Below are 25,353 nucleotides of genomic sequence, written 5' to 3' on the forward strand. Positions count from 1 at the left end.
TGACCCATTCGCTGCGCCGAGCAGGGGCCGCGATCGCGGCTCTGATCACCGGTCTAATCGTCGTTCTTGCGCTGTCCCCTGCCGCCAACGCGGCGGCTCCCCCTGACGCTCAGTCGGTGGTGTCCAACTGGAAGAACAACCCGCTATACGTGGTGTCCGGCTCGCCCTTGACGTCGGACCAGCAGAGTGAGATCAGTGACGCGCTGAAGGGGGCGGACAGCAAGATCTATGCTGTGGCACTCCCCGACGGCACAGTGGACAACTCGACCATTGCACCGTTCATGACCTCGCTCAACACCGCGCTGGCCGACGCGGGCCGGCCCCGCGCCACCATCGCGGTGCTCGACGGCCAGACGTTGTTCGCCGCCTCCAGCGCCATTCGCCAGAGCGGCCTCGCGGGTGAGCTGGCGCAGCGCGCCGTCACCGCCAACTCCGACGTCGTCGATGGCATGAAGGACTTCACCAACCGGGTCGACGCCGCCGTCGCGGGCAAGAGGAGCACGGCGCTCGACAGCGGCAGCCAGGCCAACCCGGGCGCCGGCGGCACCGCCGCGCTGATCGGCCTGGGCGTGCTGGCCCTGGCCGGCGGTGGCGGCTACTTCCTCTACTCCAGCAACAAGAAGAAGAAGCGCGCCATCCAGGAGGCCAAGGACCTGGCCGCGGTCAAGCAGACCGTGGACGAGGACGTCACCAAGCTCGGCGAGGAGATCACCGCCGTCGACGCCGACGTCACCCTCTCCGGCGAGGGCGGCAAGCACATCGACGAGTGGCAGACGGCACTCGACTCCTACGAGAAGGCCAAGACCCAGCTGGCCACCATCGAGCGTGTCGACCAGGTCCGCGAGGTCACCCAGACCCTCGAGGACGGCCGCTACGCGCTGGCCGTGGTCAAGGCCAAGGTCAACGACGAGCCGGTCCCCGAGCGGCGCGCCCCCTGCTTCTTCAACCCGCAGCACGGCCCGTCGGCCCGTGACGTGCGCTGGGCCCCGCCCGGCGGCGCGGTCCGCGACGTGCCCGCCTGCCGCGCGGACGCCGAGGCCGTGGAGCGCGGCTTCGACCCGCAGATGCGCGAGGTCATGGTCGACGGCCAGCGCCGGCCCTACTACGACGCGGGCCCGGCCTACCAGCCGTACGCCTACGGCTACTACGGCGGCTTCGGCGACATCATGACCGGCATGTTCATCGGCACCATGATGGGCAGCATGCTGAGCGGCGGCTGGGGCATGGGCGGCTACGGCGCCGGTTATGCCGAGGGTGCCGCTGACGCCGGAGCCGGAGACTTCGGCGGTGGCGACGGCGGCGGCTGGGGCGACTTCGGCGGCGGCGGAGACTTCGGAGGCGGAGACTTCGGCGGCGACTGGTAAGCAAGCATTTCCAGAAGCGCTCTCCCCGGGACGACCGGTCCCGCGGGGAGCGCTTCTTGCTGCTCAGCCTTCCTGCTCCTGGAGCCGCCCGATGGCGGCGATGAGCTTCTTGGTGTGGGGGCACAACCACACGGCGCTGTCCTGGACGACTGCGGCGCTCAGCGGGTGCGTGTCGGGATGCATCGGACAGTGCGGCCACACCGCCGGCAAACCCTCCTGCCACAGGGCTTCGACCGCCCACTCCTGGACCTGATCAGCGAAGTCCGCTGTTTGAGAGGCGGCGTCGCCATCGCCGTGGAGGCGGATCCCCTGCCCGCTTCCGTCCGGGGCGTGCAGCCAAAGGAACCGCTCCTCCCAGCTCCGCACGTCGGCGAACCGGACGGTGGGGCGTACCCGGCAGGTCGCGTAGAGGTCCCTGAGCACGGGCTGCAGCGTCGCGGGGAGCACCTCATCCATGAGATGAGTATCGCAATCAACGCGAAATCCGACCATCACCCGCGCAACTCGCCAGGCGTAAGATCACGTGAATGACCTACCTGGCCCACGGCAGCCACGTCGGCATCCGCCGCGTCTCCCGGCGGGACCGCTCCGAGTTCCTGGCCCTGAACAGGGAGAGCGCGGAGTTCCTCGCACCGTGGATGCCCGGCCCGCCCATCACCACACCTGAGGCCTTCGACGCGTACATCGAGCGCTTCATCGGACCCGCGCACGACGGGTTCCTGATCTGCCGTCTCGACACCGGTGCGATCGCCGGGCGGGCCAACATCAACAACATCGTCCGGGGCACCCATCAAGCCGGCACCCTCGGTTACAACGCCTACGCGGCCACGGCCGGCCGCGGCTACATGACCGAGGGCCTGCGGCTGCTCGTCCAATACGCCTTCGGCGAGCTCGCGCTGCACCGCCTGGAGGCGAACATCCAGCCGTCCAACACCGCCTCGCTCAACCTGATCAAGCGGGTCGGGTTCCACCGCGAGGGCTACTCCCCCAATTTCCAGTTCATCGACGGCGCGTGGCGCGACCACGAGCGCTGGGCCATCACCGCGGAAATGGCCTGATCAGGTGGAGCGGGTGAATACTACGACGCCGGCCTCCGGCCTGGTCAGGCGCCGCCAGCCCAGCTTTTCGTAGAGTCTGATCGCATCGACCGCCGCCGGGGCGGTGAGCAGCCAGCAGGCGTCGGCGCCATCGCACAGCAGGTCGAGGATGCGTCCCGCCAGTCCGTGGCCGCGTGCGTGCGGGCTCACCGCCAACTCGTCGATCTCGAGTGTCCCGACCAGGCGCGTTTCGACCTCGTCGCCGAGTTCCGCGCGTACCCGATCGTAGGCGCGACCCGTGGGAAAGGGGCTCTGGGTCGGCCATGCCGTGCCCAGTCCCGCGGGCACACCGTCGTGGCCGGCCAGAACCGCCGCGAAGCCGGGGCGGCGTACGTCCGCGGTCAGGCGCTCGGCGAAGGCCGCTGTGCCGTACCCGTCCTCATACCAAGGGGGGCCGCTGAACGCGGCGCGGTAGATGTCGACCAGTTGGGCGGTGTGGGCGAGTGCCTCCGGCCCGGCGAGTCGTTCCAGCTTCATGCGGGTACCCGTACCTTGCCGATGCCCAGGGTGCTCGTCGCGGGCAGCAGGCCCGACTCGAAGACCGCGCCGAGCAGTGGCCGGTTGAGCTCGGCCAGGCGTTCGGCCGCCGCCTCACCGAGGGCTCGCCACGGCTCGGCGGCCAGGTCGTCCGTGAGCCGCTCGACCTGGTCGCGCAGGGCCTGCCCGGCCGCGGTGGCGGACCCTTCGGCATCGATGAGGCCGCGGCCGGCGAGCCGTTCCCGCGCGGCCGCCCATTCCTCGGGGCTCCAGCCCCGTCCGGCGAAGTTGGCGACCGGTGCGGCCCCGACGGAGGCGAAGGAGACGAGAGCCTCGCAGGCGTCCAGGCCGGCGGCCTGCAGCGCGGTCAGGTGTCCGTCGCCGCGATGTTCGCGCAGCACCGTGTACGCCTGCCACAGGGCCAGATGCGGCTCGTCTGGCCAGGGCAGGTCCAGATTGGCCGCGGCCAGCGGCCGATGGGCCACTTGGATGCTCTCCGCGGCCCTGACGGCCAGCTCAGCCGCCTCTCTCAGGTCGGTCAGCTCGCCGGGCAACGCGTGGATCGTCCGGTCCATCGCGCGCAGGCGGGCGTCGAGCACCTGCTGGGGCGTCGCGGTGGCCCAGATGGCGGGCACATGGTCGGCGATCATCGCAGGGCTGAAACTGTAGTAGGTGGCGGCGGCCAGCCTCGAGCCGGCGGCGCCGAGCGGCGCCGTGCGCCAGGCGAAGTAACTCGGCCAGCGCGAGGTGACGTCGTAGCCGAGGGCCGCCGCCTCCTCGAAGGCCTCAGGGCTGAAGTAGAGCGTCGCGTGCACCGGCTCGATCTGATGCCACATCTGCCGGGCGAGCGGTCCGAAACTCATCACACACCTCACTGTCTATATAAACTATGCCAGTGACGATAGATCTATGGCGCATCACTGGTCAACCAGAAATAGACAGTTATGTCGGAGGGCGGGTCGAGCTGGCGGTCCTCCTGGTGAACTGCCTGGCCGTCACCACGGCACATGGCAGGCCCGTCACGCCGCCGCAGTCCGGGGAGCTACGGCGCGCCGCGATCATCGCCGAGTTGGCCGCGACCGGTCGCCCGCCCAGCGCGCTCACGGCCGCCGACGCCGACCGGTTGGCGGAAGTCGCCGGGCAGCTACGCCCGATCTTCGGCGCGGGCGATCGCATCCTCGCCGTCGTGGAGCAGCTCAACGATCTCCTGATCCGCCACAAGGCCGTCGCCAACCTGCACGGCCATCCTGACCGGCCCCCGGTGCTGGCTTTCCACCGGGCGGATGCGGGCCTGGTGGACGCCTGGGCCGCGGACATGGGCACGGCGTTGGCCATGGTCATCGGCGTCGGCCAGTCCGTCCGCCTCGGTGCCTGCCAGGCCGGCAAGTGTGCTCTGGTCTTCTTCGACACCACGCGCAACGCTTCCCGCCGCTTCTGCGACCTGTCCTGCCAGAACCGCGCCAAAGCCAGCGCCTACCGCGCCAGACGGAGAGTATGAGACAACCGCCGCCCGGGCAGGATGGGTGGCGTGACCTTCGTACCTCCGCCGAAGACCGCCGCCTGGCGGCACACCGACGTGCAAACGGGCTTCGAGGTGGTCTACTTCCGCCCGCTGGGCGACTGGCATCGCATCGAGGGTTGTACGACGGGCGTCGAGGCGGGCCGGACCTGGGTCGTCGGCTACGCCATTGACGTCGACTCGCGGTGGATCACGAGACGCGCCGAGGTCACGGGACGGTGGGTCACCGGGTCCCGGCGCACCACGCTGGAGGGTGACGGGGACGGCCATTGGCTGGTCGACGGCGTCCCCGCCCCGCACCTGGACGGCTGCCTCGACGTCGACCTGGAGTCGTCGGCGATGACCAACGCGTTCCCCGTGCACCGCATGCGCCTGGCCGTCGGCACGGGCTCCGGAGCCCCCGCCGCCTACGTCCGTTCCCTGGACCTGGCCGTCGAGCGGCTGGAACAGCAGTACGTCCGGGTCGACGACGACAGCTACGACTACGTCTCGCCGGCCGACGGCTTCTCCTGCCGCCTCGTCTACGACGAGGCCGGTTTCGTCCTGGACTATCCCGGCATCGCCGTACGGGCCCTGTAGGGCCGTCAGGTGCTGCTGCGGATGGCCAGCAGCGGGGCGAGGAGGGTGGACTCGGGCACCGTACGGCCCTCCAGCTTGTCCATGACCAGGCGGACCGCCTCCCTCCCGACCTCTTCGGCCGGGATCAGCACGGAGGTCAGAGGCGGGCTGGCCCGCTCGGCCACGTCGTCGGGGCAGATCGCCACCACGGCCACGTCGTGCGGCACCCGCCGCTCCAGCTGGCGCAGCGCCGCCAGCACGTGCCCGACCGCGGCCTCGTTGTGCACGACCAGGCCGGACAGGCTCGGACGGTCGAGGAGCAGGTCGCGTACGGTCTCGTAGACCTCGTCGAACGTCTCCTCGCAGGGCAGCGCCACCCCCTTGAGCCCATGGTCGGCCATGGCGGCCTCGAAGCCCTCGCGGGTGCGGGTGGCGAAGCCCGTGCCCCGGTCGTACACCACGGAAGGGGCTCCGAGCAGGGCGATCTCCTCGTGACCGCGCTCGGCCAGATGCTCCACGCAGCGGGTCCCGGCGGCCGCGAAGTCGAGGTCGACGCAGGTCAGCCCGGCCGGCTGGGCGGGGAAGCCGATGAGCACGCTCGGCTCGGCCAGCTCGCGCAGCAGTGGCACCCGGCGGTCGTCCAGCTCCACGTCCATGAGGACCAGGGCGTCCACCAGCGCGCTCGCGGCCACCCGGCGGATGCCGGCGGTGCCCTCGTCGGCGGTCAGCAGCAGCACGTCGTGGTCGAAGCGGCGGGCGGCCGTGACGACGGCGCTGGCGAAGCGCATCAGCACGGGCACGTGCATGCCCGCCCGCAGCGGCAGCACCAGCGCGATCACGTTGGAGCGCTTGCTGGCCAGGGCCCGGGCGCCGGCGTTGGGGTGGTAGCCGAGCGCGCTGATGCTGTCGAGCACCCGCCGCCTGGTGTCGGCCGAGATCGTCCGCTTGCCGCTGAGCACATAGGAGACCGTGCTGACGGCCACGCCCGCGTGCTTGGCGACCTCGGAGATCGTGACCGTGCGCCGGCTCAAGCCCCGGCTCCGAAGTCGAGCTGGACCAGCGTCACGCCGTCGTTCTCGAACACCACATAAAGATCGTGCACCCCGTCGGCGGTGGCAAGGGGTGCCGTGATGGCGTGATAGTCGTACCGGTCTGTCCTGGGCACCGGGAAGGTCGCCACGGCCTGGCCGTAGAGGGGGTCGCCGCGGCGGATCGTGATCATGCCTCCTTCGGCGCTGCCGGCCGTGGCAACGCAGGTCGTGGCGCCGGTCAGGTCCACCTGCCTGAACAGGATCCAGGCGCCTTCCGCGTCCGAGCGCACCGCGTCGCCGTCCGTCTTGGTCTCGTCCACGAACGTGATCGCGTCGTACTCGTCGTGGCCGGCCGCGCGCAACACCCCGGACTGGGGCGGGATGATCTCCCCTTCGACCTCGAAGCGGGCGCTCAGGCGCAGGTCGGTGGCGCTGCGGCCGACCATGAGCTGGTTCGGCGCGCTCTCCACCACGAACCTGTCCCTGGTCACGTCCCAGAAGGCCAGCTCTGGAACCGGCAGGGTGAGGGTGACGGTGCGGCTCTCGCCGGGCGCGAGGCGGGCCTTCTCGAAGCCGCGCAGGCGGCGCAGTGGCTGCTTGACGCGGGAGCGCTGCTGGTGGGTGTAGAACTGGACGACCTCGACCCCCGGCCGGTCCCCCGTGTTCGTCACCGTGACCTCGGCGGTGAGCACGCCGTCCGCGATCCGCACGCGCAGGTCTGCGTACTCGAAGGTGGTGTAGCTGAGGCCGTGGCCGAAGGGGTGCAGCGGGGTGCCGCGGAAGTACAAGTATGTGGCGTCCGAGGCAATGATGTCGTAGTCGAGCAGGTCGGGGAGCTCCTGCTCGGAGCGGTACCACGTCTGGGTGAGCCGGCCCTCCGGGTCGGCGTCGCCGAACAGCACCTCGGCCAGGGCGTGACCGTACTCCTGGCCGCCGTGGGCCGACCAGAGCACGGCGGGGACCTCGTCGTCGGTCCACGTGAGCGGGTATCCGCTGGTGATGACCAGGACGGTACGGGGGTTGGCCTTGCGCACGGCGGCGATCACGGCGTCCTGGGCGGAGGCGAGGGCCAGCGTCATGCGGTCCTCGGTCTCGCGGCCGTTCACCAGCGGGTGGTCGCCGACCACCACGACCGCCACGTCGGCGTCCGCGGCGAGCCGGGCGGCCTGCTCGGTGCCGCTCCTGACCACCTCCATGGCCAGCCACGCGGCCTGGTCGGCATCGTCGACCAGGCGCAGCACCCCGTCCTCGCCCGCGCCGACGTAGCAGCCGGTCGAGATGTGGCGCAGCGCGAGTGTGCCGCGGGGCCGCTCCTCCATGCGGAAGGTCTCGCGCACCTCCCACCCGTTCGGTCCCGGCTGGTCGTTCACCAGCGTGCCGCCTTCCACGGACACGAACCGGCCGGTCGTCACGGAGCGCAGCGCGTACGCGCCGCCGCCCCAGTCGAACAGGTCGAACGCGCCGGCCTCGGCCGACTTGATCTGCAGCGGCCCGCCGGCGGGGTCGGCGACGACCGGGCCGGCTTCGGCGGTCAGCGTCACCCGGTCCACGGCCTCGCAGAAGATCGTCTCGCACCGCTCGGACAGCCCGGCGCGGGCGGTCACGGCGTAGGGCAGGGTGCCGCTGTACCAGTCCTCCATGAGCGTGTCGCCGAGCTGCCCGATCACCGCGATCCTGGTCACGTCCGCCAGCGGCAGCAGGCCGTCGTTCTTCAGCAACACGAACGAGCGCCGCGCCGCCTCCCTGGCCAGCGCCTGGTGCTCGGAGCAGTTGACCACGCTGTCGGTGATGTCGTCGTACGGCGTCGCCGGGTCGAACTCGCCGAGCCTGAGCCGGATCGACAACGCGTGCCGCACGGCCGCGTCGACGTCCTCCTCGCCCAGCAGGCCGGCCTCCAATGCCTGCCTGAGATGCCCGAGCGTGGCCTGGCTGCGGTCGTCGTCCTGGGTGAAGCTGTCCAGCCCGGCCTTGACCGCGTGCGCGTACGCCTCCGGCAGCGTGTCGTGGTAGGCCTGCAGCGAGGTGAGGTTGCCCGGCGCGTACGCGTCGCTGACGACCAGCAGCTCATCCGGCGCCCACTCCCGCAGCACGCTGTTGATCAGCGGGCTGAGGTGCGCCGGGCGGCCGTTGACCAGGTTGTAGGAGGGCATGACGGCCACGGCCGCGCCCTGCTCGATGGCCGGCCGGAACGCGGGCAGCTCATACTCGCGCAGCACCCGCGGCGGCATGCTGCTCGAGGTCGTGCAGCGGTCGGTCTCGTTGTTGTAGGCGAGGAAGTGCTTGAGCGTGGGGGCGGTCTTGAGCCTTTCGGGAGCGCTCCCACGCAGTCCGCGTGCATAGGCGGTCGCCATGACTCCGGTCAGCCATGGATCTTCGGAGTAGCCCTCCTCGTTGCGCCCCCAGCGCGGGTCACGCAGCGGGTTGACCACGGGCGCCCACACGTTGAGCCCCGCCCCGGCCGGATCCTTGTGGTGGAAGGCCAGCACCTCGTCACTCGTGGCCTCGCCGACTCGTCTCACGAGATCGAGGTCCCAGGTCGAGGCCAGCCCGACGGCCTGGGGGAACACGGTGGCCGGGCCCAGCCAGGCCAGGCCGTGCAGCGCCTCGGTGCCGGTGCGGAACGCGCCGAGGCCCAGCCGCTCGACCGGCGCCTGGTACTGGTGCAGCAGCCCGACCTTCTCCTCGAGCGTGAGCCTGCGCACCAGGTCGTCGATCCGATCGGCCAGGGGGACCGACGGGTCGCGGAAGGGGGGTTCGTGCATGGTCATCCCTCTGAGAGTGTCGAAGCGCTTCGACGACCGGCCTGGGGAAGTTACGCGGACATTTCGGTGGGTTGACTGAAGGGTGCACTTCCCGGTGACCGAGGTCAAGGGATTCGCGACAATCCCCCAGGCAATCTTCCCGAATCTATGGAATCCAGGACCCTTGCCGCGCCACCGAGCGCGGCCGCGTCGTGGTCCAGCGTCGAGGCCACGACCTGGCATCCCCCGGCTTCGGCGGCGATGACGCGGTCGCTCAGCTCGTCGTGGACCGCGGGCAACAACCAGGGTGCGAGCGGCACGTAGTAACCACCGAGGATCACCACCTCAGGGTTGAGCAGGTTGGCCAGAATGGACACACCTCGGCCCAGGCTCCGGCCGACCGAATCCAGCGCGGCCAGGGTGTCGGGATCACCGGTGCGGGCCAGGCGTACCGACTCCTCGATCTCGATCTGGATCTCGGCGGGTGAGGGAATCTTACGCAGCACGGCGCCGATCCCCGCCATGGCCTCCAGACAGCCGCGCCGGCCGCAGTGGCACTCGGGGCCCTCCGGGTCGAGCTGCACGTGGCCGATCTCGCCGCTATAGCCGAGGCCGCCGCGGCGCAGCCGCCCGTCGAGGATGATGCCCGCGCCCACGCCGATCTCGCCGGTCAGGTAGACCAGGTCGGAGGCACCGGCATGGGCACCCCAACGCTGCTCGGCCAGGGCCGCGAGGTTGGCGTCGTTATCCACCTGGATGGGGAAGCCGGGATCGCGCAGCGCCTTGGCCAGGTCCCCGCCGATGTCGGCGTCCCGCCAGCCGAGGTTGGGCGCCAGGCGCACGGTGCCCTGCACGTCGACCAGCCCCGGCACGGCCACGGCCAGGCCGAGCACTTGGCGCTCCTCCTTGGCCATGCGGTTGACCACCCGCCGGATGATCGCCCCGACGCTGGCCACGCCCTGGTTGACCGAGTCGCCGGCCGAGAACGAGCGCCGCCAGGTCAGCAGCCGCTCCCCGGCGAGGTCGGTGGCCACGGCCGACACGTGGTCGACGTTGATCTCGACCCCGATGGCGGCGTACGGCGAGCCGTCCAGGACGAGCATCGTGGCCGGCCTGCCCACGCGGTTTTCCGTCAGGCCGGTCTCACGGACCAGCCGCCGGTCGATGAGGTCGGCGACCAGGCTCGACACGGTGGCCTTGTTGAGGCCGGTGGAGGCCGCGATGTCGGCACGCGAGCAGGGGGCGTGCTCGCGGACGAACCGCAGCACGACCGCTAGGTTGGTGGCCCGTACGTCGGCGAAGTCGGCCGGCTGCGGGCCGGTCGTAGAAGTGATCAATATCAGCCCCGTTCCCGCCAAGAGACGACCCCAGCATGCCGCATTCCCGGGCCTCCTTCACCAACCTGTGACCGTAGCGATCCCTTGTGGTCAGGACAACACTCTACTAATTTGTTTGGTCGCAATACCAACTAATTTTAGTAGGCCATCCCCCACTCGGAGAAGGGAGAGATCCATGGCGACCAACACGACTCGCCGCGGGTTCCTCGGCCTGGTAGGCGCAAGCGTTCTGGTGGCGGGCTGCGCCGAGAAGAAAGCGACCTCCAAGGGCACCGCCGTGGCGGCCGACAAGCTCAAGAGCCTGGTGCCGACGCGGATCCCCTTCGAGATCCCTGGGCTCAAGCCGGACCTGCCCGGCAGCGAGTTCGTCGCCCCCGGCTTCCTGACGCGCCCGGCCAACATGGTGCAGGCTGTCACCACCAAGCCGCTGACCAGCGGCAAGGAAGTGACCGCGATGACGCCGCTGTGGGGGACCGTGCCGCCTGGGCTGGGCGACAACTCCTACTACGAGTACATGAACGAGCGCCTGGGCGGCACCGTCCGCTTCAACATCTCGGACGGCAACACCTACCACGAGAAGCTCAGCACTACCCTGGCCAGCGGCGACGTGCCCGAGATGGTCATGGTGCCGGGCTGGGAGCTCATCAAGATCGCCCGTTTCACGGAGGCGGCCAACAAGCTCTTCGCCGATCTGGGGCCCTACCTGGCCGGGGACAAGGCCAAGGAGTTCCCTCTGCTGGCCAACTACGACACCGCCGCCTGGCAGTACGGCGTCTTCGGCGGCATCCTGCAGGGCATCCCCTGGCAGAACGAGCCGTTCCCGTTCGCCACCTTCGTCCGCCAGGACATCATGGAGGAGCTCAGCCTGCAGCACCCCAAGAGCGGCGACGACCTGCTGGTGCTCGGCAAGGCCATCACCGACGCAAAGAAGAAGCGCTGGGCCTTCGGCGGCGGCATGGAGCAGGAGATGCAGCGGGCCTTCGGCGCACCGCGCGAATGGCGCAAGAAGAGCGACGGCACGCTCGAGTACAAGTACGAGACCGCCGAATTCGCCGCCTCGATCGAGTTCATGGTCAAGCTCTTCGAGGCCGGCTACATGCATCCGGACCTCGTGGCCAACAAGGACGCCGACATGAAGGGCCCCTTCGGCAGCGGCCAGATGATCATCTACCGGGACGGGCTCGGCGCCTGGCACGAGAACCTCGGCCGCTTCCAGGCCGACAACCCCAAGTTCGACATGCAGGCCGTCGTCCCCTACCCGGCCAAGCCCGGCGGCAAGACGATCATGTGGCGCAACGAGCCCGCCGGCATGTTCGTCTTCATCAAGAAGGGCCTCGGCGACGCCCGCACCCGCGAGCTGCTCGCGCTGTCCAACTGGACGTCGGCACCGTACGGCACCCAGGAGTACGAGCTGGTCAACAACGGCGTCGAGGGCAAGCACTACAACGTCAAGGACGGCAAGGTCGAGCAGACGGCGCTGGGACGCAAGGAGGTCGCGCCCACCTACATGTTCCTGTCGGGCCGGCCGCCGGCCAACGAGAAGAGCCAGTACGAAGGCCTCGTCCAAGCCCTGTACGACTGGCAGACGCAGGCCGCGAAGCTCCTGGAGAACGACCCGTTCGTCGGGATCCGGGTGGAAGTGCCCTCCAAGATGGCGGGGCTTGCGCAGCCCACCGAGGACAAGATGCAGGAGATCTTCCGCGGCAAGCGGCCGGTCTCCGAGTGGGCGAAGATCGTCAAGGAATGGCAGGACCAGGGCGGGAACGAGGCCCGTGAGTTCTACATGAAGGTCGCGCGGGAGAACGGCAGGCTGTGAGGAACACGTCATGGGGGTAGTCACGGCCAAGCGGCCGGTCAAGCCTGGCACGGCCCCCACTGAACAGGTGAAGGCGACCTGGCAGGCCAAGCTACGCAGGGACTGGCCGCTCCTGGTGATGAATCTGCCGATGCTCCTGCTGGTCCTCGCCTTCTGGTGGATCCCGGCGCTCGGCAACGTCATCGCCTTCCAGGACTACAACCCCTACACCGGCGGCATCACCGGCAGCCCGATCATCGGCTTCACCAACTTCGCGCTGCTCTTCCAGGACCCGCAGTTCCTGCGGGCGATGCTGAACACGCTGTCGATCACGGCCTTCCAGCTCGTCTTCTACTTCCCCGTGCCGATCATGCTGGCGCTCCTGCTCAACAGCATCGTCTCGGCCAAGCTGAGGGCGTTCGTGCAGGGCGTGGTCTACATGCCGTTCTTCTTCTCCTGGGTGCTGGTCGTGGCCATCTTCCAGCAGATGTTCGGCGGGGCCGGCCTGCTCGCGCAGCTGCTGCGCGAGCGCGGTTACGAGGGCGTCGACTGGATGACGAACTCCGACACGTTCATCCTGCTCATCACCAGCCAGACCATCTGGAAGGACGCCGGCTGGGGCGCGATCATCTTCCTGGCCGCGCTGAGCACCATCGACCCCAACCTGTACGAGGCCGCCGCCGTGGACGGCGCCCGCAGGTGGCGGCGCATGTGGCACATCACACTGCCCGGGCTGCGCCCGGTGATCGTGCTGCTGCTGATCCTGCGCCTGGGCGACGCGCTGAACGTCGGGTTCGAGCAGTTCATGCTGCAACGCAGCGCCGTCGGCAGCGAGGTGTCCGAAGTGTTCGACACGTTCGTCTACTGGTCCGGCCTGCGTACCGGTGACCTCGGGTACGGGGCGGCGGCCGGGTTGTTCAAGGGCCTGGTCGGGCTGCTGCTGATCGTGGCGGCCAACCGGGTCGCGCACGCGATGGGCGAGCGAGGAGTGTATTCGCGATCATGACAGCTCTGACGTCCAGGAAACCGTCGAAGCTGGCCCCCTGGGAGGAGCGGCGCTCGCCGGTCGGCCAGGCGGGCAAGGGCACGCTGGTGACCGTGATCGTCCTGGCCGTGCTCGGCCCCCTCTACACGATCGTCCTGACCAGCCTCAGCTCGGCCGCCACCGTCAACCGCGCCGGCGGGCTGGTGCTGGTGCCGGAGGAGATCACGTTCGAGGCGTATCGGCAGATCTTCTCCGACACCGTGGTCAGCAGGGCCGTGCTGGTCAGCACCGGGGTGACCCTCGTGGGGACGCTGATCAGCACCGCGGTGAGCATCCTGGGGGCGTACTCGCTGTCGCGTCCCGGCTCGTTCCTGCACCGGCCGCTGCTGTTCAGCGTCCTGCTGATGTTCGTGTTCTTCCCCGGCATCATCCCCGTCTACCTGATGGTCAGCGGCCTCGGGCTGAAGGACAGTTACTGGTCACTGATCCTGCCGACCGCCATCTCCGCGTTCAACGTAGTGGTGCTGCGCTCGTTCTTCATGAACATCCCCGGGGAGGTCCTGGACAGCGCCCGGATCGACGGGGCCGGGGAGTTCCGCATCCTGTGGCGCATCGTGTTGCCCATGTCGAAGGCGGTCACGGCCGTCGTGGCGATGTTCTACGCGGTGGGCTACTGGAACGCTTGGTTCAACGCGATGCTGTACATCGACGACACGCGTAAGTGGCCCCTGGCGCTGATCCTGCGGCAGTACGTGGTGGACTCGAACCCGCTGCCGGCGGCCACGGCGGGGGTGACGGGCGACGCACCCCCGACCTTGGCGATCAAGATGGCGATCGTCGTGATCGCCGTCATACCCGCCTTGATCATCTACCCCTTCGTCCAACGCCACTTCACCAAGGGCGTGATCGTGGGGGCGATCAAGGGCTAACTGCAAGGCCTTCCACCGGGGGGCGCTTCGCGCATGGGATTCCAGACAGCGCCTCCCAGGGGGCTCCGCCCCCTTCGACCCCCGAAAAGCACCCACCCCTTGCCCTATTACCAAGTGGGCTGGCGGGAGCCCACCCTGAGCGGTCCTCGCTGACGCTCGGGCGTATTCATCGGGGCTCGGGGCTTCGCCCCCATCCCCGCGGCGAGAGGGCTTCCCAGCCCTCTCGCGCTCTCCCGGCCTTGACGGCAAAGCCGGGAACCGACCGAACCTTTACCGCAAGAAACCCACGTTTGCACCCTTGCCAACCACCGCAACCGTAACGGCAGTTCGGCAGGGTCCTCAGCAGCCCCCTGAGCCCATGACGTGCCTCGGTGATTGCGAACTTTCGGGCCTGTTCGTAAGCGGCGTTGCTGCGCCAAGGGCTGGGCCGACGATAGTACGCCGCGCCGATCTCCTCTATGGCAACGTCACGGCTCGGCGTGCGAAGCCGGCCGCCCCATGAGTCACGACCGTTGCCGATATGGGCGCTGAATGTCAAAGCTGTCTCGATGTCGGCAGGATCAATGCGGGCTACCTGTACCTGGCGCTCGCGCAAGGCTCTAATAACCATGTTGGCTGTCTCGTCAATCAATGACGTGACAACCAACACGGTTTGTGGCGTTGGCGGCATGTCAGTCGTTGGAATCGTCCGCGACCTGCTGGCCGCTACCGGAGCCGTCCGAGCCGCTGTTTTCATCCGACATGGTTACCGTTCCGCGCTGCATGTCCACGATCGCGCCGCTGGCGTCATAGAACTGCGTGAGCTGCGTCTCGGGGTCGAACTCGATGGTCGCGTACGCTGTCGGGGGCGCTGGGGATGGCTGGGTCATTCGACCCAAACCCCATGGCCGCACGGGCTGATCTTGCGTCAAGGTCATTTGAAGCCTCCACGTAGGGAACTCGTCTCAACCTGACGCTAGATTCACCCGACGGTGAAGGCCATATGTGACCGTTGTTTGTGGCGAAACAAACAGGAACGCAGAAGCAGTAAAGCCCCCGATGTAATGCAACATCGAGGGCTTTGCGACATTCTAGAAGTCGAATTCGCCCTTTTTTGCGCCGTCTACGAAGGCTGCCCACACGGAGCCTCTGACGACGAACGGGGCCTGGTCAGGTGCCTCCGTGTCGCGGATGCCCACACGTCCGTCAGACAGGGAGGCAACCTCCAGGCAGTTGCCGTTGTTCGCGCCCGACGCCTTGGCCTTGCGCCACTCGGCGCGGGCCAGTTCGTCGGACAGGCCCTCACTCATCCTCATACCTCGCTTGCATCTCGCGAATCACGTCCTTGGTCACATGTAGGGGGTGCGCCCATGCGCGGATCGTGTCGTATCTCAGGCTAATGCCCTGAATCTCGTCCAAACGATCGGTTACTCGGCCGTTGCTAGCGGACTCCAGGTAAGCCCAGTCGCGCGCTGCGGGAAGCTGAGCGATGGCGAACCCGCCCAGCAGACCAGTGGTTGCGCCTGCCTCAAGCGGCACCACCTGAAGAGTGATCTTGGGGTGATCCATCAAGGTTACGAGGCGTTCAAGCTGTTCGCGCATGATCTTCTTGCCGCCAATAGGACGATGCAAAACGCCCTCGTCCATCACGGCCGCGAAGATCGGAGACGACGGCCCGTTGAAGATGGTTTGCCTCTGAAGCCGCGCCTCAAGCGCCTGATCTACCTCCTCATCGGTCGCGCCTGGGACACCGCGCAACACGGCGCGAGCGTAGCCGGCAGTCTGGAGCAGACCCGGCACGATGAGCGGTTCCCAGCTACGGATCATGATCGCCGCCGCCTCAATCTTCGGCCACTGGCGGAACCACTTCGGTGCGATCTTCGGGTTGATCTCCTTCCAGAGAGCCACCAACTCGCCGTTGAGCCCTAGAACCTCCTCAGCGCTGGTGACGAACGCTTCTGGCACCGGCCGCTTCGCCCGCTCGAAGTAGCCAACCATCGTCCCCGAATACCCGACCCTGGCCCCGAAAGCGTCCAGCGACCAGCCCTGGGCGTTGCGCAGTCTGCGCAACTCGCGGCCAAAGGCGACCTCTGGGGATAGGGCGGGGGGCAGATCCGACTTGGCTGGCACTTCGGCTCTCCTTTTGGGCGGGTTAGCAGGAGTTGCGAGCAGTAGCAACAGACCTCACAACAGCATTGTTCGGATGAGTTGCTGCTCTCCTGCCCCCGAAGGTAGCCAGTTAAGAGCATTCTTGGAATACCTCTCGGGACACAAACGACGGCAGTCCAGTAGTACAGAACAGGGCAACTCTGACTTTGTTGCGACGCGAGCCGCTGTCCAGAGCGATCAGGGCTGGTGACATGCAAACTTATGAACTGCTGGAGCGGATGGCCGAAACGACAGGTGCCCATGAGCGCATCTCCGACAAGACGGCAGCCGAGCATGACAAGATCCTGGCCAGGCTTCGGGCTCTGCTGGTTAATCGCGGCATGCACGCTCGCGCAGTCGAATGGCTCAAGATCACGCTGCAATCCGGCGGCTATCACCGCCCCTCGGACTGGACGTTGGACCGGTACGCCCCAGAGCTTCTAGTGTTCGGCCCTCAAGACCGGCGAGTCGCCACGATCGGCATATCCGCACGGTCGAAGGCGTACATCGTTGACATCGCACAAGTCGGCGAGGACAACGAAGTGAAGCCAGACAAGCGTTACATAATCCCCTCAGGCCATCCGGCGAGAGCCGCCGCCTTGATTCCCGGCTTCCTTCCGGCTATGCCATGACCACCGTTGACGAGTTGAGCGCCGAGTACGGCCACACGTGGGTGATCGACACGTGGTGTGGTGGCTGCGCTGCCACGCGGCGCGCGAAGTACACCCAGGACCAGTACGACCAAGGCTTGTCCTACGGCCTCCTTGCGTGGACCCTTGACGAGCTGGCGGAAAGGATCGCCGCCGAGGAAGCGTTGCAAGCCTGGCTATCCGAAAGCCGGAAGCCGATCAACCCGGGCTAAACAGGCGTCACCGTTGAGGACGAGCCGGAACCACTCGTTTGGGGGGACTTTCGCGTGTGTTCCATCGCGTACTGGCCAGCCGGCGCTCCGTCAGTGTCAGGAGATCGAAGATGTCCCGTGCGAGGTAGCCCTTGGTGTTTCTCTCCACCTGCTTGGGGTGGAGAATGCCGGCTCCCGCGAGTTCCTCCAATGCCTGGCGCGCGGCTGGATGAGTGACGGAAAGCAGACATTGCACGGTTCGGGCGGTCACGAGCGGTGCGGCAGGGAGGACGTTGAGGAGGCGCGCTACGGCGGAATCCGCTCGCGGAATCGGCCGCAGTCCCTGCGCCTCCCGGTAGTCGCGATGCCGTTGCAGCCATTCATCGTGCAGCTCATGCAACTCGTCAGCGAACTTTTCAGCCTGCTCGGCAGCTGTTGCACTCGCCGAGAGAAAGACGCGCAGCCACTCGTTGACACCCTCGTGTGCCTCCGGCGATCCTCCTTCTCCGACGTGTCGATACGCCGTGAGCCCGGCCACATACTCATCCGAGCGCGTCAGCAGCACCAGGCTGATAGGGAGAATCGCGTTGGGTGTCAGCCCGCGCCGTCCTAGCACCGTGTGGATCAACGCTCGGCCGACTCTGCCGTTGCCATCCGTGAAAGGGTGAATGGTTTCGAACTGTGCATGCACCAGAGCGGCCTGGATGAGCGGTGCGTGCACGGCGCTGTTCGCGTACGACACGAGATCGTCCATCAGCGGGCGGACATGCTCGGGCGGGGGCGGCACGAACTCTGCGTCCAGCGGATGCCAGTCACCGCCTCCCACCCAGTTTTGCACCTCACGCAGCCCGTGGTGCTTCTCCTCGGGAAGCAGCACCCTGTGGAGGCCGACGACGTCCTCCGTGGACAGCACTTCAGCGGCGACGAGTTCTGTGACGGCTCGCCGAAGCGCCGTCACATTGTTGGCGACCAGCGCGGCCGTGGCCGTGAACCCTCTCGTCACCCCGACCTCATGGGCGGCCAGCTCTGCAAGCGCGACTTGCTGAGGGGACGCCTGCAGCCCCTCGATGCGCGATGAGGCGATCGCCTCGGACCTGAGCAGGAATCGAGCCAGTCCGTCGACACCGTCACCCGCCGGATGCCCCGCAAGCCGCCTGACAAGTCCTTCCACCCGGGACGCTTCTGCGGCGACGTCAGGCGCAACGACGTGACTACCGCCGACTAGAGGATCGGGCAGGTAGGTGTGGTATCTGCCGCCGCGCCTGTCCCTCTTGCTAGGAGCATCCCAGGCCGCAGGCCACGTCGCCTCAACGTATCCGGCCACCGGATTATCCTTTCACTCAGGCCCTCTCAATGAAAGGATAGTCCGTATCCTTTCACCGCCTGGGTCTTCGTGAAAGGAAAAAGGTCTGGTGGCGACCCGACCTGCCATCAGCAGTACTCCGTGTCCAAGGCGTCTGTGAAGATCCCGATGGGGTCCTTCCACGGGCCGCCGGCCCAGTCGGCGTTGACGTTGATCGCCACCAGATGCCTGCCGTCACGGCTGCCGTAGGCGTACGACCACGAGCCGAAGATGGCCCCGCCCATCCCCCAGACCGTCCTCCCGCACGACAGCTTCACCGAGGAGACTCCCAGGCCGTAGGCCGCATTGGGGACCCAGTCCTTGGTCGAGACCGTGGTGAACATCTCCCGCTGGACCTTGGGCGGGAGGAGACGGCCGCTCAGGAGGGCGCCGAAGAAGCGGTTGAGGTCTCCGACTGTGGAGATCATGCCGCCGGCGGCCCAGAACGGTGACGGGTTGAGCTCGGTCAGGTCGTAGATCTTGGCGTTGGGGTCGGGCAGGTGGAGCTTGGAGTAGTGCCGTGAGTGCGGTCCCCGGATCTTGGTGTCGGCGCCGCGCGGGAGGTAGGTGCCGGTCAGCCCGAGGGGACGGGTGATCCGCTTGGAGATCTCGTCCGTCAGAGTGCCGCCGGTCGCCCGCTCGATGATCATGCCGATCAGGGCGTAGTTGGTCTGTGAGTACTGCCAGTCCTGGCCAGGCTGGAAGGCGGGCGGGTGGGCCATCGCGACCTCGACCAGTTGCCGCGGAGTGGGTGCGGGGTGACGGTTGACCGCTTCCTGGTCCTGCAGGTAATCGAAGATGCCGCTGGTGTGGTTGAGCAGTTGCCGGATGCTGATCGCGGCTCCGTCGTGGCCGTTGCTGCGGACCAGGCCGGGCAGCCACTTGTCGACGGGGTCGGCGAGGTCCATCTTGCCTTCGGCCACGAGTTGGAGCATCACGGTGGCCACGAATGCCTTGGTGGCGCTGCCGATCCGGAACCGGTGCCCAGCCTGGCGCTTTCGCCCGGTCTCGGTGTCGGCCACGCCGGCGGTGTGGAACCAGCGACGCCCGCCCTGGCGTATCTCGGCGAGGATGCCTGGGATGCCTCCTGCCGTGACGGCCTGGTCCAGCACACGTCGGGTCTGTGGGTCGGTGGCGGTGGCGGCCGCGGGGCTCGCGGTAAGCGTTCCCGCGGCGATGAGCAGGCCGAGGGCTACACGGGTGGTGATGGCCCGCATGAGAACGAATCCTTTCGGGTGGCGTACGGAATTCATGGCGACGGCGCGCGCCCGAGCCGTAAGCAACCATAGTTGACTAATTTCGACTTAGTCAACTCAAGTTGCTACAGGACCTGAGTTCTGTGGGCCCCAGTTCCCCGACGGCTTGCGGACCCGGTCCCGGGCTTGACAGGCGGGATCGGCGGGATCGGCGGGATCGGCGGGCAGAGCGTGACGCTCACACGTGTCACGCAAGGGGTCGCCATGGCCGTACACGAGATCCGCATCAACCCCGCCCTCCCCCTCCGCGACGAGCCCGGCACTGGGCACAACCGCTGGCATCCGGACATCCCGCCGATCGTGCGGTGCGAGCCGGGCGATGAAGTGATCATGCAGACGCGGGACGCGTTCGACGGCCAGATGGGGCCGGACGCGACGCTGAAGACTGTCGAGGCGCCGGACCTCGACGTCGTCCACCCGCTCACTGGCCCCGTCCACGTCGAGGGCGCTCAGCCGGGCGACCTGCTGGAGATCGAGATCCTGGAGATCGTCCCCGATTCCTACGGCTACACCGTGCAGGTGCCGGGCTTCGGGTTCCTGCGGGACGTCTTCCCCGAGCCGTTCATGGTGCGATGGCAGCTCGCTGACGGGTGGGCGGTGTCCGACGACCTGCCCGGCGTGCGCATCCCGGCGGCGCCGTTCATGGGCACGATTGGCCTGTCGCCCGGTCATGCGTCACTGGCCCGGATCATGGCCCGCGAACAGGCGGCGCTGGAGCGGGGCGGGTTCGTGCTACCGCCGTCGCCCGGCGGTGCGGTGCCCGCGGAGGCCGGCGCCACGGGGCTGCGGACGATCCCGCCGCGGGAGCAGGCTGGGAACGTGGACATCAAGCAGCTCGGGGCGGGCACCCGGCTGTACGTGCCGGTGGACACGCCGGGGGCGATGTTCTCGGCGGGGGACGCGCACTTCGCGCAGGGCGACTGCGAGGCCTGTGGGACCGCCATCGAGATGAACGCCACGCTGCGGGTTCGGTTCGCGGTGCACGCCGGGGAGGCGGCCGAGAAGGGGATCAGAGGACCGCGGTTCGCCCGTACCGACTACTGGGTGGGTGCCGAGTACGCGGCGCCCCGCAGGTTCTATGCCACCACCGGAATGTCGGTGAGCCAGGACGGGCAGGTGGCGGCCGAGGACGCGACGCTGGCGGCACGCAACGCGCTGCTCGAGATGATCGACCATCTCGGCGAGCGGGGGTGGAGCGCGCAGCAGGCGTACGCGCTCTGCAGCGTCGCCGTCGACCTCAAGATCAGCCAACTGGTCGACGTGCCGAGTTTCTTGGTGTCGGCGTTCCTGCCCGAGGACATCTTCGCCGACTAGCTGGGCTCGTCGGCCAGGTATGGGGGCGCGGGGTCGTACTGGAGGTGGCGGCGCACCGCGCGGGCGTGTTCGCGCCCGTGCAGCCGTCCGATCAGCCACAACGCGCTGTCGATCCCGGCCGACACGCCCTGGCTGCTGACGAGGTTCCCGTCGATGACGTAGCGGGCGTCGCGGACGACCGTGACCTCCCCCCGCGCCTCCAGCGCGCCCTCGAAGGCCCAGTGCGTGGCCATGCGGCGCCCGCGCCCCGGCCCTGCGGCGTGCACGAGCAGCGCGCCGGTGCACACGCTGCTGACCCACGTGGCATGCGTGGCGGTCTTGGCGAGCCAGCCCTTCACCACCTCGTTGTGCACCTGGACCTCGCGTGCGCCCCGGCCGCCCGGCACCAGCAGCACGTCCAGCGGCGGGTGGTCGTCAAGGGTGTGATCGGGCAGGACCCGCATGCCCTTGGCGCAGCGCACCGGATCGGGCCGTTCGGCAACGAGGACCGCTGTGTCGGCGCCGCCCCGCACCTGCGACGAGCAGGTGAACACCTCCCAGGGACCCACGAAGTCCAGCTCCTCTGCCTCATCGAAGATCAACAGTCCATAGGTGGTCACGGGTAATTCTCACTTTCTGACGGTGGAACGGAAACGGTCGCGATAGTCGGATGGCGCGACCCCCAGGTGCCGGTGGAAGGTCTTGCGCAGCGTCTCGGCGGTGCCGAAACCGCACCGGCGGGCGACGGCCTCGACGGGGTCGTCGCCGGCGACCAGCGCGCGCTGCGCCGCCTCCATCCGTACGCGCTCGACGTAGGCGCCGGGCGGCACGCCCAGTTCGGCGGTGAAGCGGCGCTGCAGGTGACGCGGGCTCAGCCCGGCCTGCGCCGCCAGGTCGGCGATGCCGTGCCGGCCGCCTGGATCGGCGTGGACGGCGGCCACCGCCGCGCGGATGGGGTCGCTGGACGGCTGCGCCGACCACAACGCCACGCTGAACTGGGATTGGTCCCCGGGCCTGCGGAGGAACAACACCATGTAGCGGGCCACCCGCAGCGCGACGTCCTGGCCCAGGTCGTCCTCCACCAGGGCGAGTGCCAGATCCATGCCGGCGGTCACCCCGGCCGACGACCACACGTTCCCGTCCCTGATGAAGATCGGGTCGGTGTCGACCCGCACGCCGGGATGCTCCTCGGCGAGCTGGCGCGCGCGAGCCCAGTGGGTCGTGACCCGCCGCCCGCCGACCAGACCTGCGGCGGCCAGCAGGAACACGCCACTGCACACCGAGGTGACGCGGCGGGCCCCGGCGGCGGCCGCCCTGATCCAGGCGATCAGCATGGGATCGTGCCGGGCCTGATCGACTCCGGTCCCGCCGGCCACCACGAGGGTGTCGACGCCCGTGGGGTCGAGATCCGTGACGCCATGTTCTGCGTGCACCGGGAGGCCGCTCCAGGCCCGCACCGGGCCCGGGCGGGGGGCCACGATCTGGCAGAGGTAGCCGCCCGCGTGCTGGAACACCTCGAGCGGGCCCACTAGGTCGAGGGACTGGAACCCGTCGAAGATCACGAAGACGATGCGGCGCTGTTGCACACCTCCACCCTCCGGCCGCCCGAGCGATGGCGTCAACGACCACTAGCCCACGGATCGTGCCATCGGAAGCGTGGGAGTGCAGGCCGGCGTGGGTCACCCTCTGGGAGGACATGGCGGCGCCGCATCCCGTCCGACGGTGATGGTGAACGTCGTACCCATTGCCCGGGCCAGCCGATCCAGCATGGCAAGCGTCGGCACACCACCACCGCCCTCGATCCGGGACAGAGCGGGCCGGCTGATCTGCGCACGCTGCGCCACCTCAGCCTGAGTCAGGCCCAACTCGATCCGCCGCGCCCGCACCATGTCGCCCAGCCGCAGATCCAGCCCCGCCTGCGCATACTCGGGATGTTGGACCACGTCTTCGCACAGCCGAGCTGCCCTAATCGACTTCCACCTGTTGTGTGCCGACATCAGCCGTTCCTCTCGAACATGTGGGTCGCGCGGTGGAGGTGGGCCTCTTCACAGATGCGCTGCTGATCCGCCCCGCCAACAGGACGATCGAGCGTGACGCCGAGCCTGCCCGGACAACGCGCCTGCGCTACAAAAAGGGCCGGTGATGACGTTCGCGCCCGGTTGACTTGGAGCGCGCTCTAACCCCTAGCGTCTGGGCGGACGGTTCCGAGACCAGGAGGCAGCAGCATGACCGACGTCCCCATCCGGCACCTAGGCGAACTGGCGGTCTCCGCGCAGGGCCTGGGGTGTATGGGCATGAGCCACGCCTACGGCGCCGCCGACGACGCGCAGTCGATCGCCACGCTGCGCCACGCCCTCGACCTCGGCGTGAACTTTCTGGACACCTCCGACTTCTACGGCGCCGGGCACAACGAGCAACTGATCGGACGGGCCATCGCTGGGCGCCGCGACGAGGTGGTGCTGGCCACGAAGTTCGGGTTCGCCAACCGCCTGGGTGAGCCCACCCGGATCCGCGGCGACGCCGCCTACGTGCGGCAGGCGTGCGAGGCGTCGCTGCGCCGGCTCGGGGTCGACCACATCGACCTCTACTACCAGCACCGGGTCGATCCGCAGGTCCCGATCGAGGAGACCGTCGGCGCCATGGCCGAGCTGGTGCGGGCCGGGAAGGTGCGCCACCTCGGGCTGTCCGAGGCCGGGGCGCGAACCATCCGGCGGGCGCACGCGGTGCACCCGATCGCCGCGCTGCAGAGCGAGTGGTCGCTGTGGACCCGCGACCTGGAGGCGGAGATCGCCCCGGTCTGTCGCGATCTTGGCATCGGCCTGGTCCCATTCTCCCCGCTCGGGCGCGGCTTCCTGACCGGCCGGTACAGCTCGGTCGAGGGGCTGGCGGAGACCGACGTGCGGCGCAGCCAGCCGCGTTTCGCCGACGGCAACCTCGAACGGAACCTGGCGATCGTCGCGAAGTTGAACGAGCTGGCCGCGGCGAAGGGCGTCACCGCGGGCCAGCTCGCCCTGGCCTGGGTCCAGCACCGGGGCGAGGACGTGGTGCCGATCCCCGGCACCCGGCGGCAGCGGTACCTGGAGGAGAACCTCGCGGCCCTGGACGTTGAGCTGTCCACCGAAGACCTCGCCGCCATCGAGGCCGCCGCCCCGCCCGAGCAGGTCGCGGGCACCCGCTACGACGCGACCAGCCTCACCTTCGTCAACGGCTGAGCCGGCCGCGGCGCTCGGCGCCCTGAGAGGAGCCCATCATGGTGAGCGAGCATGTTCTGCCGCAGCGCGAGCCGATCATCGCGCCCGTCGCCGCGCCGATCACCGCGACCAAACCTCGTCCCGTGCCGGCCTGGAGCATGACGGTGATGCTGCTCGGCGTCATGCTCATCTCTTATCTGGACAAGGCGATCCTCGGGCTCGTCGCCCAGCCGGCCATGGCCGATCTCGGGCTCTCGGCAGCCGAGTTCGGCGCCATCAGCAGCGCCGCGGGCCTGCTCGCTCCGCTCTCAGCACTCCTGTACGCCCTGGTAGCCGACCGGCTGCCCGTCAAAGTCACCCTCTTCACGGTCGTCGTCATCTGGTCGCTGCTCCAGTTGCCGATCGTCTTCGCCGCCTCCGGCACGCTGCTCCTGGCGACGAGGTTCATGCTCGGCGCGGCCGAGGGCCCTGCGGCACCGGCGGCGTACGCCACCGCCTACACCTGGTGGCCTAACGAGCGGCGCGGCTTGCCCACGGCAGTGCTCACGACTGGAGCTTCCTTCGGCAAACTACTCTTCGCCCCGCCTCTGGCCTTCGTCATCGCCGCATTCAGCTGGGAGGCCGGATTCCTCGCCGTCGCCCTCCTGGGCTTCGCCTGGGGCGTGGGCTGGCTGTTGATCGGGCGAGAGGGGCCACATGGCCAGGCGGAGGCCGCCGAGACCGTCGCGGAAACCGGATCGCGTGCGCCGCTTCGCTCCATCCTGCTGACTGGCACGTTCGCCGGTTTCGTGGCCGCGTACACCTCGGTGGCGATGCTCGCGATCGTCGTCCTCACCTGGCTGCCGTCCTACTTCCAGGTCAGCCTGGGCTTCTCTGCGCTGGCCGCGGGCTCGCTGTTCGGCGTGCCGAGTATCACCGCCATGGTGTTCCTGTACGCGTACGGCGCATGGAGCGACCGGATGCTCAGGAGGGGGATGTCGGCCCGCCGCGCCCGCGGGCTGTGGGGCGGTGTGCTGCTCGCGCTGGGCGGCGCCTTTCTCGCCGCCCTGCCGCTCGTCTCCGGGCCGGTGGTGCCGTTCGCCCTGCTGATGCTGGGCTATGGACTGGCCATCAGCGTCAGCGCCGTGCTCAACCCGGCTCTCGTGCTGATAGCGCCACCGGGACAGCAAAGGAGCGTGCTGTCGGCCGGACTGGCCGTGGCCGGTCTCCTCGCTGCCACCGGGCCATTGATCACGGGTCACGTCCTCGACACGGCGCGAGCGGCGGGCACGCTTGCCGAGGGCTACGCCACCGTGTTCATGCTGGCCGGTGGTGTCGCCATCGTGGGAGGAGCGCTGTTCGCCTTGCTGGTCGACCCCGAACGCGACGCGGCGAAGGTTGAGGCGGCAGCCAGGCTTGCCCAGTCGACTCGGCAAAGCGCGTAGGCGGCAGAACGGCCGTGCCGGGCGATCGCCGAGGCTGCTGAGGCGC

General features: G+C 68.6%; 27 protein-coding genes. 12 read left to right on the top strand and 15 right to left on the bottom strand.

Features of this window, described 5'->3' with window-relative positions; genetic code table 11:
- Positions 1 to 116 precede the first annotated feature (116 nt).
- Positions 117 to 1,364: a hypothetical protein gene (locus OHA25_RS59275; RefSeq protein WP_327585511.1), complete on the top strand. Its 1,248-nt coding sequence runs from the start codon at positions 117 to 119 to the stop codon at positions 1,362 to 1,364.
- A gap of 63 nt (positions 1,365 to 1,427) precedes the next feature.
- Here the strand turns inward: OHA25_RS59275 and OHA25_RS59280 are convergent, their stop codons facing one another.
- The gene (locus OHA25_RS59280) at positions 1,428 to 1,820 is read right to left on the bottom strand and encodes a hypothetical protein (RefSeq protein ID WP_327585512.1); all 393 of its coding nucleotides are present in this window, start codon (positions 1,818 to 1,820) and stop codon (positions 1,428 to 1,430) included.
- A gap of 71 nt (positions 1,821 to 1,891) precedes the next feature.
- Between OHA25_RS59280 and OHA25_RS59285 the strand changes: the two genes are divergently transcribed.
- Positions 1,892 to 2,422: a GNAT family N-acetyltransferase gene (locus tag OHA25_RS59285; RefSeq protein ID WP_305920229.1), complete on the top strand. Its 531-nt coding sequence runs from the start codon at positions 1,892 to 1,894 to the stop codon at positions 2,420 to 2,422.
- Here the strand turns inward: OHA25_RS59285 and OHA25_RS59290 are convergent, their stop codons facing one another.
- On the bottom strand, positions 2,423 to 2,938 hold the full coding sequence (locus OHA25_RS59290; RefSeq protein ID WP_327585513.1) for a GNAT family N-acetyltransferase: 516 nt from the start codon (positions 2,936 to 2,938) through the stop codon (positions 2,423 to 2,425).
- Positions 2,935 to 3,801 (bottom strand): SCO6745 family protein, encoded by an 867-nt coding sequence (locus OHA25_RS59295; protein WP_327585514.1) that lies wholly within the window; start codon positions 3,799 to 3,801, stop codon positions 2,935 to 2,937. The genes OHA25_RS59290 and OHA25_RS59295 overlap by 4 nt, the downstream gene beginning before the upstream one ends.
- Before the next feature lie 32 nt (positions 3,802 to 3,833).
- Here OHA25_RS59295 and OHA25_RS59300 point away from each other — a divergent pair, with 32 nt between their 5' ends.
- Together OHA25_RS59300 and OHA25_RS59305 are read left to right on the top strand one after the other, a co-directional pair.
- A complete protein-coding gene (locus OHA25_RS59300) occupies positions 3,834 to 4,436 on the top strand; it encodes a CGNR zinc finger domain-containing protein (protein WP_327585515.1) in 603 nt (200 codons plus the stop codon).
- 30 nt (positions 4,437 to 4,466) lie between these two features.
- Positions 4,467 to 5,036 (top strand): putative glycolipid-binding domain-containing protein, encoded by a 570-nt coding sequence (locus OHA25_RS59305; protein WP_327585516.1) that lies wholly within the window; start codon positions 4,467 to 4,469, stop codon positions 5,034 to 5,036.
- Between the two features lie 5 nt (positions 5,037 to 5,041).
- Here the strand turns inward: OHA25_RS59305 and OHA25_RS59310 are convergent, their stop codons facing one another.
- From OHA25_RS59310 to OHA25_RS59320, 3 genes are all read right to left on the bottom strand, one after another.
- On the bottom strand, positions 5,042 to 6,046 hold the full coding sequence (locus tag OHA25_RS59310; RefSeq protein WP_327585517.1) for a LacI family DNA-binding transcriptional regulator: 1,005 nt from the start codon (positions 6,044 to 6,046) through the stop codon (positions 5,042 to 5,044).
- Positions 6,043 to 8,814 (bottom strand): glycoside hydrolase family 3 C-terminal domain-containing protein, encoded by a 2,772-nt coding sequence (locus OHA25_RS59315; protein ID WP_327585518.1) that lies wholly within the window; start codon positions 8,812 to 8,814, stop codon positions 6,043 to 6,045. Before OHA25_RS59315 ends, OHA25_RS59310 begins: the two co-directional genes overlap by 4 nt.
- Positions 8,815 to 8,912: 98 nt before the next feature.
- The gene (locus OHA25_RS59320) at positions 8,913 to 10,124 is read right to left on the bottom strand and encodes an ROK family transcriptional regulator (protein ID WP_327585519.1); all 1,212 of its coding nucleotides are present in this window, start codon (positions 10,122 to 10,124) and stop codon (positions 8,913 to 8,915) included.
- A 175-nt stretch (positions 10,125 to 10,299) separates the two neighbouring features.
- On the opposite strand from OHA25_RS59320, the gene OHA25_RS59325 reads away from it, so the two are divergent.
- Genes OHA25_RS59325 through OHA25_RS59335 form a run of 3 tightly spaced genes read left to right on the top strand, consistent with a single transcriptional unit; the run spans position 10,300 to position 13,833 of the window.
- Positions 10,300 to 11,940, top strand: coding sequence for an extracellular solute-binding protein (locus OHA25_RS59325; protein ID WP_327585520.1), 1,641 nt, complete (start codon positions 10,300 to 10,302; stop codon positions 11,938 to 11,940).
- 10 nt (positions 11,941 to 11,950) lie between these two features.
- The gene (locus OHA25_RS59330) at positions 11,951 to 12,925 is read left to right on the top strand and encodes an ABC transporter permease (protein WP_327585521.1); all 975 of its coding nucleotides are present in this window, start codon (positions 11,951 to 11,953) and stop codon (positions 12,923 to 12,925) included.
- Positions 12,922 to 13,833 carry a carbohydrate ABC transporter permease gene (locus OHA25_RS59335; RefSeq protein WP_327585522.1) on the top strand — a complete coding sequence of 304 codons (912 nt, stop codon included), beginning with the start codon at positions 12,922 to 12,924 and terminating at the stop codon, positions 13,831 to 13,833. The genes OHA25_RS59330 and OHA25_RS59335 overlap by 4 nt, the downstream gene beginning before the upstream one ends.
- A gap of 166 nt (positions 13,834 to 13,999) precedes the next feature.
- Here OHA25_RS59335 and OHA25_RS61760 read toward each other — a convergent pair whose 3' ends face one another.
- The 4 genes from OHA25_RS61760 to OHA25_RS59350 form a co-directional block, all read right to left on the bottom strand.
- Positions 14,000 to 14,569, bottom strand: a complete 570-nt coding sequence (locus OHA25_RS61760) for an MvdC/MvdD family ATP grasp protein (protein ID WP_442942028.1) — start codon at positions 14,567 to 14,569, stop codon at positions 14,000 to 14,002.
- Entirely contained in the window at positions 14,505 to 14,750 is a 246-nt protein-coding gene (gene tgmA / locus OHA25_RS59340; protein WP_327585523.1) for a putative ATP-grasp-modified RiPP, read from the bottom strand. Before tgmA ends, OHA25_RS61760 begins: the two co-directional genes overlap by 65 nt.
- Before the next feature lie 153 nt (positions 14,751 to 14,903).
- Positions 14,904 to 15,122 carry a DUF397 domain-containing protein gene (locus OHA25_RS59345; protein WP_327585524.1) on the bottom strand — a complete coding sequence of 73 codons (219 nt, stop codon included), beginning with the start codon at positions 15,120 to 15,122 and terminating at the stop codon, positions 14,904 to 14,906.
- Positions 15,115 to 15,942, bottom strand: coding sequence for a helix-turn-helix domain-containing protein (locus OHA25_RS59350; protein ID WP_327585525.1), 828 nt, complete (start codon positions 15,940 to 15,942; stop codon positions 15,115 to 15,117). Before OHA25_RS59350 ends, OHA25_RS59345 begins: the two co-directional genes overlap by 8 nt.
- Before the next feature lie 230 nt (positions 15,943 to 16,172).
- On the opposite strand from OHA25_RS59350, the gene OHA25_RS59355 reads away from it, so the two are divergent.
- Positions 16,173 to 16,592, top strand: a complete 420-nt coding sequence (locus OHA25_RS59355; RefSeq protein WP_327585526.1) for a hypothetical protein — start codon at positions 16,173 to 16,175, stop codon at positions 16,590 to 16,592.
- The gene (locus OHA25_RS59360; RefSeq protein ID WP_327585527.1) at positions 16,589 to 16,822 is read left to right on the top strand and encodes a hypothetical protein; all 234 of its coding nucleotides are present in this window, start codon (positions 16,589 to 16,591) and stop codon (positions 16,820 to 16,822) included. The genes OHA25_RS59355 and OHA25_RS59360 overlap by 4 nt, the downstream gene beginning before the upstream one ends.
- Positions 16,823 to 16,829: 7 nt before the next feature.
- Here OHA25_RS59360 and OHA25_RS59365 read toward each other — a convergent pair whose 3' ends face one another.
- Both OHA25_RS59365 and OHA25_RS59370 read right to left on the bottom strand, forming a co-directional pair.
- The gene (locus tag OHA25_RS59365) at positions 16,830 to 17,972 is read right to left on the bottom strand and encodes a Fic family protein (RefSeq protein ID WP_327585528.1); all 1,143 of its coding nucleotides are present in this window, start codon (positions 17,970 to 17,972) and stop codon (positions 16,830 to 16,832) included.
- A gap of 260 nt (positions 17,973 to 18,232) precedes the next feature.
- Positions 18,233 to 19,360 (bottom strand): serine hydrolase domain-containing protein, encoded by a 1,128-nt coding sequence (locus tag OHA25_RS59370; protein WP_327585529.1) that lies wholly within the window; start codon positions 19,358 to 19,360, stop codon positions 18,233 to 18,235.
- 165 nt (positions 19,361 to 19,525) lie between these two features.
- On the opposite strand from OHA25_RS59370, the gene OHA25_RS59375 reads away from it, so the two are divergent.
- Complete coding sequence (locus tag OHA25_RS59375) at positions 19,526 to 20,713, top strand: acetamidase/formamidase family protein (RefSeq protein ID WP_327585530.1); 1,188 nt, start codon at positions 19,526 to 19,528, stop codon at positions 20,711 to 20,713.
- Here the strand turns inward: OHA25_RS59375 and OHA25_RS59380 are convergent.
- From OHA25_RS59380 to OHA25_RS59390, 3 genes are all read right to left on the bottom strand, one after another.
- Entirely contained in the window at positions 20,710 to 21,312 is a 603-nt protein-coding gene (locus tag OHA25_RS59380) for a DJ-1/PfpI family protein (protein ID WP_327585531.1), read from the bottom strand. The two genes, OHA25_RS59375 and OHA25_RS59380, sit on opposite strands and share 4 nt — an antisense overlap.
- A 9-nt stretch (positions 21,313 to 21,321) precedes the next feature.
- Complete coding sequence (locus tag OHA25_RS59385; protein WP_327585532.1) at positions 21,322 to 22,278, bottom strand: GlxA family transcriptional regulator; 957 nt, start codon at positions 22,276 to 22,278, stop codon at positions 21,322 to 21,324.
- Positions 22,279 to 22,371: 93 nt separating this feature from the next.
- Positions 22,372 to 22,689 (bottom strand): helix-turn-helix domain-containing protein, encoded by a 318-nt coding sequence (locus OHA25_RS59390; RefSeq protein ID WP_327585533.1) that lies wholly within the window; start codon positions 22,687 to 22,689, stop codon positions 22,372 to 22,374.
- Positions 22,690 to 22,917: 228 nt separating this feature from the next.
- Here OHA25_RS59390 and OHA25_RS59395 point away from each other — a divergent pair, with 228 nt between their 5' ends.
- Entirely contained in the window at positions 22,918 to 23,904 is a 987-nt protein-coding gene (locus OHA25_RS59395) for an aldo/keto reductase (RefSeq protein ID WP_327585534.1), read from the top strand.
- Positions 23,905 to 23,942: 38 nt separating this feature from the next.
- Positions 23,943 to 25,307, top strand: a complete 1,365-nt coding sequence (locus OHA25_RS59400; RefSeq protein ID WP_327585535.1) for an MFS transporter — start codon at positions 23,943 to 23,945, stop codon at positions 25,305 to 25,307.
- Positions 25,308 to 25,353: the final 46 nt, after the last annotated feature.

The organism is Nonomuraea sp. NBC_00507, from assembly GCF_036013525.1.
GTDB lineage: Bacteria > Actinomycetota > Actinomycetes > Streptosporangiales > Streptosporangiaceae > Nonomuraea.

What these genes read in the sequence shown, in the direction of transcription:
- OHA25_RS59280 (WP_327585512.1), bottom strand. Translation starts at nt 1,820, where the DNA reads ATGGATGAGGTGCTCCCCGCGACGCTGCAGCCCGTGCTCAGGGACCTC.
- OHA25_RS59285 (WP_305920229.1), top strand. Translation starts at nt 1,892, where the DNA reads ATGACCTACCTGGCCCACGGCAGCCACGTCGGCATCCGCCGCGTCTCC.
- OHA25_RS59290 (WP_327585513.1), bottom strand. Translation starts at nt 2,938, where the DNA reads ATGAAGCTGGAACGACTCGCCGGGCCGGAGGCACTCGCCCACACCGCC.
- OHA25_RS59295 (WP_327585514.1), bottom strand. Translation starts at nt 3,801, where the DNA reads ATGAGTTTCGGACCGCTCGCCCGGCAGATGTGGCATCAGATCGAGCCG.
- OHA25_RS59315 (WP_327585518.1), bottom strand. Translation starts at nt 8,814, where the DNA reads ATGACCATGCACGAACCCCCCTTCCGCGACCCGTCGGTCCCCCTGGCC.
- OHA25_RS59325 (WP_327585520.1), top strand. Translation starts at nt 10,300, where the DNA reads ATGGCGACCAACACGACTCGCCGCGGGTTCCTCGGCCTGGTAGGCGCA.
- OHA25_RS59330 (WP_327585521.1), top strand. Translation starts at nt 11,951, where the DNA reads ATGGGGGTAGTCACGGCCAAGCGGCCGGTCAAGCCTGGCACGGCCCCC.
- OHA25_RS59335 (WP_327585522.1), top strand. Translation starts at nt 12,922, where the DNA reads ATGACAGCTCTGACGTCCAGGAAACCGTCGAAGCTGGCCCCCTGGGAG.
- OHA25_RS61760 (WP_442942028.1), bottom strand. Translation starts at nt 14,569, where the DNA reads ATGAAAACAGCGGCTCGGACGGCTCCGGTAGCGGCCAGCAGGTCGCGG.
- tgmA (WP_327585523.1), bottom strand. Translation starts at nt 14,750, where the DNA reads ATGACCTTGACGCAAGATCAGCCCGTGCGGCCATGGGGTTTGGGTCGA.
- OHA25_RS59345 (WP_327585524.1), bottom strand. Translation starts at nt 15,122, where the DNA reads ATGAGTGAGGGCCTGTCCGACGAACTGGCCCGCGCCGAGTGGCGCAAG.
- OHA25_RS59355 (WP_327585526.1), top strand. Translation starts at nt 16,173, where the DNA reads ATGCAAACTTATGAACTGCTGGAGCGGATGGCCGAAACGACAGGTGCC.
- OHA25_RS59360 (WP_327585527.1), top strand. Translation starts at nt 16,589, where the DNA reads ATGACCACCGTTGACGAGTTGAGCGCCGAGTACGGCCACACGTGGGTG.
- OHA25_RS59370 (WP_327585529.1), bottom strand. Translation starts at nt 19,360, where the DNA reads ATGCGGGCCATCACCACCCGTGTAGCCCTCGGCCTGCTCATCGCCGCG.
- OHA25_RS59390 (WP_327585533.1), bottom strand. Translation starts at nt 22,689, where the DNA reads ATGTCGGCACACAACAGGTGGAAGTCGATTAGGGCAGCTCGGCTGTGC.
- OHA25_RS59395 (WP_327585534.1), top strand. Translation starts at nt 22,918, where the DNA reads ATGACCGACGTCCCCATCCGGCACCTAGGCGAACTGGCGGTCTCCGCG.
- OHA25_RS59400 (WP_327585535.1), top strand. Translation starts at nt 23,943, where the DNA reads ATGGTGAGCGAGCATGTTCTGCCGCAGCGCGAGCCGATCATCGCGCCC.